The organism is Bacteroides sp. HMSC067B03, from assembly GCF_001811315.1.
GTDB lineage: Bacteria > Bacteroidota > Bacteroidia > Bacteroidales > Bacteroidaceae > Bacteroides > Bacteroides faecis.
This window is the reverse complement of record NZ_KV804342.1, coordinates 1-6,638: the sequence shown is the minus strand read 5'-3', so window position 1 is coordinate 6,638 and position 6,638 is coordinate 1. Positions and strand designations below refer to the sequence as shown.

General features: G+C 39.3%; 6 protein-coding genes and 1 tRNA gene. 6 read left to right on the top strand and 1 reads right to left on the bottom strand.

The annotated features are described in order from the left end of the window. Nucleotides 1–150 precede the first annotated feature (150 nt). Both HMPREF2794_RS29805 and HMPREF2794_RS10585 read left to right on the top strand, forming a co-directional pair. Nucleotides 151–282, top strand: coding sequence for a hypothetical protein (locus tag HMPREF2794_RS29805; RefSeq protein ID WP_255323293.1), 132 nt, complete (start codon nucleotides 151–153; stop codon nucleotides 280–282). A 204-nt stretch (nucleotides 283–486) separates the two neighbouring features. After that, the gene (locus HMPREF2794_RS10585; RefSeq protein ID WP_070751491.1) at nucleotides 487–1,146 is read left to right on the top strand and encodes a hypothetical protein; all 660 of its coding nucleotides are present in this window, start codon (nucleotides 487–489) and stop codon (nucleotides 1,144–1,146) included. A gap of 206 nt (nucleotides 1,147–1,352) precedes the next feature. On the opposite strand, the gene HMPREF2794_RS10580 is transcribed toward HMPREF2794_RS10585, so the two are convergent. Beyond that, nucleotides 1,353–1,426: transfer RNA gene (locus HMPREF2794_RS10580), tRNA-Met, on the bottom strand. A gap of 224 nt (nucleotides 1,427–1,650) precedes the next feature. Between HMPREF2794_RS10580 and HMPREF2794_RS10575 the strand changes: the two genes are divergently transcribed. The 4 genes from HMPREF2794_RS10575 (at nucleotide 1,651) to HMPREF2794_RS10560 (ending at nucleotide 6,508) form a co-directional block, all read left to right on the top strand. Continuing rightward, entirely contained in the window at nucleotides 1,651–2,037 is a 387-nt protein-coding gene (locus tag HMPREF2794_RS10575; protein ID WP_010535430.1) for an START-like domain-containing protein, read from the top strand. A gap of 76 nt (nucleotides 2,038–2,113) precedes the next feature. Next, nucleotides 2,114–4,012: an LptF/LptG family permease gene (locus HMPREF2794_RS10570; RefSeq protein WP_029425015.1), complete on the top strand. Its 1,899-nt coding sequence runs from the start codon at nucleotides 2,114–2,116 to the stop codon at nucleotides 4,010–4,012. A gap of 5 nt (nucleotides 4,013–4,017) precedes the next feature. Next, entirely contained in the window at nucleotides 4,018–5,232 is a 1,215-nt protein-coding gene (locus tag HMPREF2794_RS10565) for a bifunctional 3,4-dihydroxy-2-butanone-4-phosphate synthase/GTP cyclohydrolase II (protein ID WP_055271664.1), read from the top strand. 82 nt (nucleotides 5,233–5,314) lie between these two features. Then, entirely contained in the window at nucleotides 5,315–6,508 is a 1,194-nt protein-coding gene (locus HMPREF2794_RS10560) for a pyridoxal phosphate-dependent aminotransferase (RefSeq protein WP_010535427.1), read from the top strand. Nucleotides 6,509–6,638 lie beyond the last annotated feature (130 nt).

Sequence of the window (6,638 nt, the reverse complement as noted above, 5' to 3'; positions counted from 1 at the left end):
AACAGCATTTGAAGAAATTCATTTGCTGTTTTTTGGTATATTTGCACCGCATTTTCTAAGAATTAGTAATATAACGGTTTTATACTCTTATTCTGAACATCCAGTAAAGAGTGTTGATTGTTGAAATTATTGACTGAAGCATATTGAATTATGGATTATTTAGAAAATGTTACTAAAGAAGCAGGTGTTGTATTAACTCGTGAAGAATCAGCCAAATTGTATGGTTTGTGGTTTAGTGAAGATGCTACTCCTGATGCTCTAGTATCTTGGTGTACAAAATGAATTAAACTATACGAGGCTTGGATTGAAAACTGTAAGAGGTTAAGGTCTAAGAATCAAATAGAATTGTTAAAAGATGTACCCAAAGACATTTTGGAGAATTATTTAGCAAATCTAAATGGTGGTACAACCAAGTAATTTGGTGGAGGGATATCTTTGGATGTCCCTTTTTTGTTAATCTCCCATTGTGTGTAATGTATGTTATATATGAGTAGACCTATTAAATTTTCAAAACGATATTGTAAAGTGTTAGGTAGTGTTTGTACTGATAAGCACTATTCTGTATATTTATTTATGTATATTATTATTACGTATGCTTTAGAAAATAATGCGGCTTTTAATACTTTACTAAAGAATAAGAATAAACTATCTGCCATACATTTTATTAGGATGCAGGTGGATTGCTGTTTGGAAGTTTATGCTTGCCTCTTATATAAAGATAAGGAGCGATTCTTCAAATATTTCATGGACGGTAAACCTACTAATAAACTTTGTATCGGTAAACAATATCTTACTGCTGGTTATCTGTGTGGAGAATTGAATAAAAGATATTCCGGAATATCGGAAATATATAAAGAGGGTTGTCGGTGGATTCATCCCAATAAAGTTATATTTAGATATACTTCTCCTCAATGTGACCCCAATAAATCTGATATGTTTTTTATTGGTTATAAGGATAAGCACTACTATGAAGACGGAGAACAGATAAAGGACATATATAAAGATATGCTATTAGTAAATCAGATACTATATGAATTGTTAAAGGAGTTAGCAGAACCGTATAAAGATGTGAGTAATTCTCGGAAATTAAGAATAGGACAATTCTTTAAGTCAAAGAAAAAAATGTCATTCAAACTTTATGAATAGCAGATTTGTTCTAGTAGGGTAGAATCTACCATAATTAATCTTTTCTATTAAAATTTGAAAGTAAAATAGTATCTTTGTAGAGATAAAATTTGTTGAACCATGTTACATTGAATTTGACGCTAGCGCAAACCATAGCGCAAACCGGAGGTAAAAAAGAAAAAGGCACCCAGAAGTGGAAGCCTCCCAAATGCCTTATTCTTATCAAGTAGCGGGACCCGGGATTGAACCGGGGACCTCATGATTATGAATCATGCGCTCTAACCAGCTGAGCTATCCCGCCATCGTTTCTCGATTGCGGGTGCAAAGATAGATGTTTTTCTGTAATCTCCAAAACAATTCATAACTTTTTTGTGTTTTTTCTTTAGAACGAGGTTCTCTTTTTCCTATAAATAGGGAGTTTGAGGCCTTGAAAAGAAATAAGTTTTAAATAAAGTGTCTGATTTATGCCACATAATTAGAAAAAAGTATCTATCTTGGCACACGTAAAAACAATTCGAAATTGCTATGAAAAAAGAAAAGATTCATTTGGAGTATTTGTTGAATGCAACATCTAAAAATATTCTTTGGGCAGCTATTAGCACACCGACCGGGTTGGAGGACTGGTTTGCTGATAAAGTAATATCTGATGATAAAGTCGTAGAATTCCATTGGGGGAAGACGGAACAGAGAAGTGCCGAAATTATTGCAATCCGTTCTTTCTCATTTATCCGGTTCCGTTGGCAGGATGATGAAAACGAGCGCGATTATTTTGAGATCAAAATGACTTATAATGAGCTGACAAGTGATTATGTATTAGAAATTACAGATTTCGCAGAGGCGGACGAAGTAGATGATATGGAAGAATTGTGGGAGTCACAAGTGGCGAAATTGAGAAGAACGTGTGGTTTTTAGTTAACTTTCAACTAAAAATTTTCTATGCTACTTTTTTTGTGCTAATTTTGCGTCTTAATTGCACGAACCTATTAAGATGCTACGCATAAAGAAATTAGATATATTTATCGTAAAGAGCTTCCTGATGCTCTTTGTAGGTACATTCTTCATCTGTCTCTTCATCTTCATGATGCAGTTTTTGTGGAGATATGTAGACGAATTAGTCGGAAAGGGGCTGGATATGAGTGTGATAGCTCAATTCTTCTTTTATTCCGCATTGACATTGGTGCCGATATCGTTGCCGTTGGCAATATTGCTGGCTTCCTTAATAACTTTCGGCAACTTTGGCGAACGTTATGAGTTACTTGCAATGAAAGCTGCGGGTATTTCTTTGCTTAAAATTATGCGCCCGCTGGCTTTCTTTGTCTGTGGTTTGGTTGCTGTCTCTTTTTATTTCCAGAACGTCGTGGGACCTATCGCCCAGACTAAGCTATACACACTGATTATTTCGATGAAACAAAAGTCTCCGGAATTGGATATCCCGGAGGGAGTGTTTTATTCGGAAATACCGGATTATAATCTGAAAATAGCTAAGAAAAACCGAAAAACAGGTATGATGTATGATGTGATGATTTATAATCTGAAAGACGGATTTGAGAACGCACATATTATTTATGCCGATTCCGGACGAATGGAGATGACTGCTGATAAACAGCATCTCTGGCTGCATTTATATAGTGGAGATTTGTTTGAAAACCTGAGAGCACAGAATATGAAATCTCAGAATGTGCCGTATCGTCGTGAAGAATTCAGGGAAAAACATACGATTATTGAGTTTGACTCAGACTTCAATATGGCAGATGCCAGTATTATGAGTAATACATCCGCTGCCAAGGATATGTCAATGCTGCAAGCTTCTATCGACTCTATGAAAATGGTGGGAGATAGTATCGGAAGACAATATTACCGGGAGGTTTCGGAGGGGAATTTCCGTACAACTTATGGGCTGACAAAAGAGGACACGGTTAAGATTATGGAGGCGAATATTACTGAATATAATATCGATAGTCTTTATGAGGTAGCTCCTTTGATGCAAAAGCAGAAGATCATTTCAGCTGCTACAAGTCGTGCGGAAAATCTGAGCAGCGATATAAACTTTAAAAGCTACACAATGGGTAGCCATGATTATAGTATGAGGAAGCATGAGATAGAATGGCATAAAAAGATCACTATTTCGCTTTCTTGTCTGTTGTTCTTCTTCATTGGTGCTCCATTAGGCGGGATTATCCGTAAAGGTGGACTGGGGATGCCGGTTATCGTTTCGGTAATGGTTTTCATCATTTATTATATTATAGATAATACGGGCTATAAAATGGCGCGTGACGGCAGATGGGTAGTATGGATGGGAGTGTGGACCAGTAGCGCTGTGCTTGCCCCGTTGGGTGCTTTCCTGACTTATAAATCAAATAAAGACTCTGTAGTGCTCAACGCCGATGCATATATCAACTGGTTTAAGAAGATTGTCGGTATTCGTAACGTACGCCATCTATTTAAGAAAGAAGTGGTGATTCATGATCCGGATTATAATCGTATACCGGTTGACTTGCAGGTGCTTACTGATAAATGTAAAGAGTATGTGGCTAAAAACCGCTTGATGAAAGCTCCGAATTATTTTAAATTGTGGATGTCGGGTGAGAAGGACGATGAGGTGATGTATATCAATGAAAAGTTGGAAACACTGATAGAAGAGATGTCCAATACGAAGTCTGTGACTTTGTTGAATACATTAAACAATTATCCGGTTATTTCCGTTTCTGCTCATATACGCCCGTTTCATATATATTGGCTGAATCTGGCTGCCGGGGTTATTTTCCCTGTCGGACTATTTTTCTATTTCCGTATCTGGGCATTCCGTGTTCGTCTGGCTAAGGATATGGAGCGGATCATAAAAAACAATGAACAAGTTCAATTCATCATACAGAATATTAATAAATAAGTGTTATGGAAGAGATTAAAATGGATAGAATAGAAGATGCAATTGCTGATTTCAAAGAAGGCAAGTTTGTCATTGTAGTGGATGATGAAGATCGTGAGAATGAGGGTGATTTAATCATAGCTGCCGAAAAGATAACTCCTGAGAAAGTTAATTTCATGTTGAAACATGCACGTGGTGTACTTTGTGCTCCTGTCACTGTGTCTCGTTGTAAAGAACTGGATTTGCCGCATCAGGTCAGTGATAATACTTCTGTATTGGGTACTCCTTTTACGGTGACAATCGATAAGCTGGAAGGTTGCAGTACCGGAGTTTCTGCTTCCGATCGTGCTGCCACTATCCTGGCATTGGCTGACCCGGCTTCTACACCGGCCACTTTTGGACGTCCCGGACATATCAATCCGTTGTATGCACAGGAAAAAGGAGTGCTTCGTCGTGCCGGACATACGGAAGCTACCATTGACATGGCACGTCTTGCCGGACTTTACCCCGCAGGTGCTTTGATGGAAATAATGAGCGATGACGGTACAATGGCACGTCTGCCGGAACTTCGTGCAATGGCTGATGAACATGGATTGAAACTGATTTCCATTCATGATTTGATTGCTTATCGTTTGAAACAGGAATCGATTGTAGAAAAAGGTGTTGAGGTAAATATGCCGACCGAACATGGTATGTTCCGTCTGATTCCTTTCCGTCAGAAATCAAATGGTTTGGAACATGTTGCTTTATTCAAGGGAACTTGGAATGAGGACGAACCGATCTTGGTGCGTGTGCATTCTTCTTGTGCTACCGGTGATATCTTTGGTTCCAGACGCTGTGACTGTGGCGAACAGTTGCATAAAGCGATGGAAATGATAGATGCAGCGGGAAAAGGTGTGATTGTTTATCTGAATCAGGAAGGTCGTGGTATCGGCTTGATGGAGAAAATGAAAGCATATAAACTTCAGGAAGACGGAATGGATACTGTGGATGCCAATGTTTGCCTGGGACACCTGGCGGATGAGCGTGACTATGGAGTAGGAGCTCAGATTCTTCGTGAACTGGGAGTGCATAAAATGAAACTTTTGACAAATAATCCGGTGAAACGTGTAGGACTCGAAGCCTATGGATTGGAGATTGTGGAAAATGTACCTGTTGAAACAGTTCCTAACCCCTACAATGAGCGATACTTGAGAACAAAGAAGGAAAGAATGGGACATACTTTACATTTTAATAAGTAAAATGCCATTTTGTTTTTATATATCGAATATTATCGCTTATTTTGCAACGATTTTCACTCAACAACAATAAAATAGATACAAAATGAATCAATTATCAGACCGTTTGAACAGCTTGTCGCCATCGGCGACACTTGCCATGTCGCAAAAGAGCAATGAACTCAAAGCGCAGGGTGTTGATGTTATTAACTTAAGTGTAGGAGAACCGGATTTTAATACTCCTGATCACATCAAAGAAGCTGCGAAAAAAGCCATTGATGATAACTTTTCTCGCTACTCTCCGGTACCGGGTTATCCGGCTTTACGCAATGCGATTGTTGAGAAGCTGAAAAAAGAGAACGGTCTTGAATATACTGCCGCTCAGATTTCTTGTGCGAATGGTGCCAAACAATCTGTTTGCAACACTATCCTGGTTTTGGTAAATCCGGGTGATGAAGTGATTGTACCGGCCCCTTACTGGGTAAGCTATCCGGAAATGGTGAAGATGGCAGAAGGTACTCCTGTTATCGTTTCTGCCGGCATTGAACAAGATTTCAAGATTACTCCGGAACAACTGGAAGCTGCTATTACTCCGAAAACCAAAGCTTTGATTCTTTGTTCTCCGTCTAACCCGACAGGTTCGGTGTATAGTAAAGAAGAACTGGCAGGATTGGCAGCCGTATTGGCCAAGTATCCGCAAGTAGTGGTTATTGCCGACGAAATTTACGAACATATTAATTATATCGGTGCACATCAAAGTATCGCTCAGTTCCCGGAAATGAAGGAACGTACAGTGATTGTGAACGGTGTATCTAAGGCGTATGCCATGACTGGATGGAGAATTGGTTTTATCGCCGGTCCGGAATGGATTGTGAAAGCTTGCAATAAGTTGCAGGGTCAGTACACTTCGGGTCCTTGTTCTGTATCTCAGAAAGCTGCTGAAGCTGCATATACAGGTACACAGGAACCGGTGAAAGAAATGCAGAAAGCATTTGAACGTCGTCGCGACCTGATTGTGAAGTTGGCGAAAGAGGTTCCGGGATTCGAGGTGAACGTACCGCAGGGTGCTTTCTATCTGTTCCCGAAATGTAGCTACTTCTTCGGAAAGAGTAATGGTGAACGTAAGATTGAAGATTCGGATGACCTGGCGATGTATCTGCTCGAAGAAGCTCATGTAGCTTGTGTAGGCGGCGCTTCTTTTGGTGCTCCCGAATGCATTCGTATGAGCTATGCTACAAGCGATGAAAATATTGCAGAAGCTATTCGCCGAATCAAAGAAGCATTGGCTAAATTGAAGTAAGCAATCTTATATAATAAGAACGGTAGACTTTTTTCTTTTCAGGAAATAGTCTGCCGTTTTTTTATGTGTTTTTCCTTTTGTCCGAAGGAATAAAATAAAAAAGAGGTTGTGTCAAAACGCTGGCACAACC

Coding starts and splice junctions, on each gene's coding strand:
- HMPREF2794_RS29805 (WP_255323293.1), top strand. CDS start 151: ATGGATTATTTAGAAAATGTTACTAAAGAAGCAGGTGTTGTATTAACT.
- HMPREF2794_RS10585 (WP_070751491.1), top strand. CDS start 487: ATGAGTAGACCTATTAAATTTTCAAAACGATATTGTAAAGTGTTAGGT.
- HMPREF2794_RS10575 (WP_010535430.1), top strand. CDS start 1,651: ATGAAAAAAGAAAAGATTCATTTGGAGTATTTGTTGAATGCAACATCT.
- HMPREF2794_RS10570 (WP_029425015.1), top strand. CDS start 2,114: ATGCTACGCATAAAGAAATTAGATATATTTATCGTAAAGAGCTTCCTG.
- HMPREF2794_RS10565 (WP_055271664.1), top strand. CDS start 4,018: ATGGAAGAGATTAAAATGGATAGAATAGAAGATGCAATTGCTGATTTC.
- HMPREF2794_RS10560 (WP_010535427.1), top strand. CDS start 5,315: ATGAATCAATTATCAGACCGTTTGAACAGCTTGTCGCCATCGGCGACA.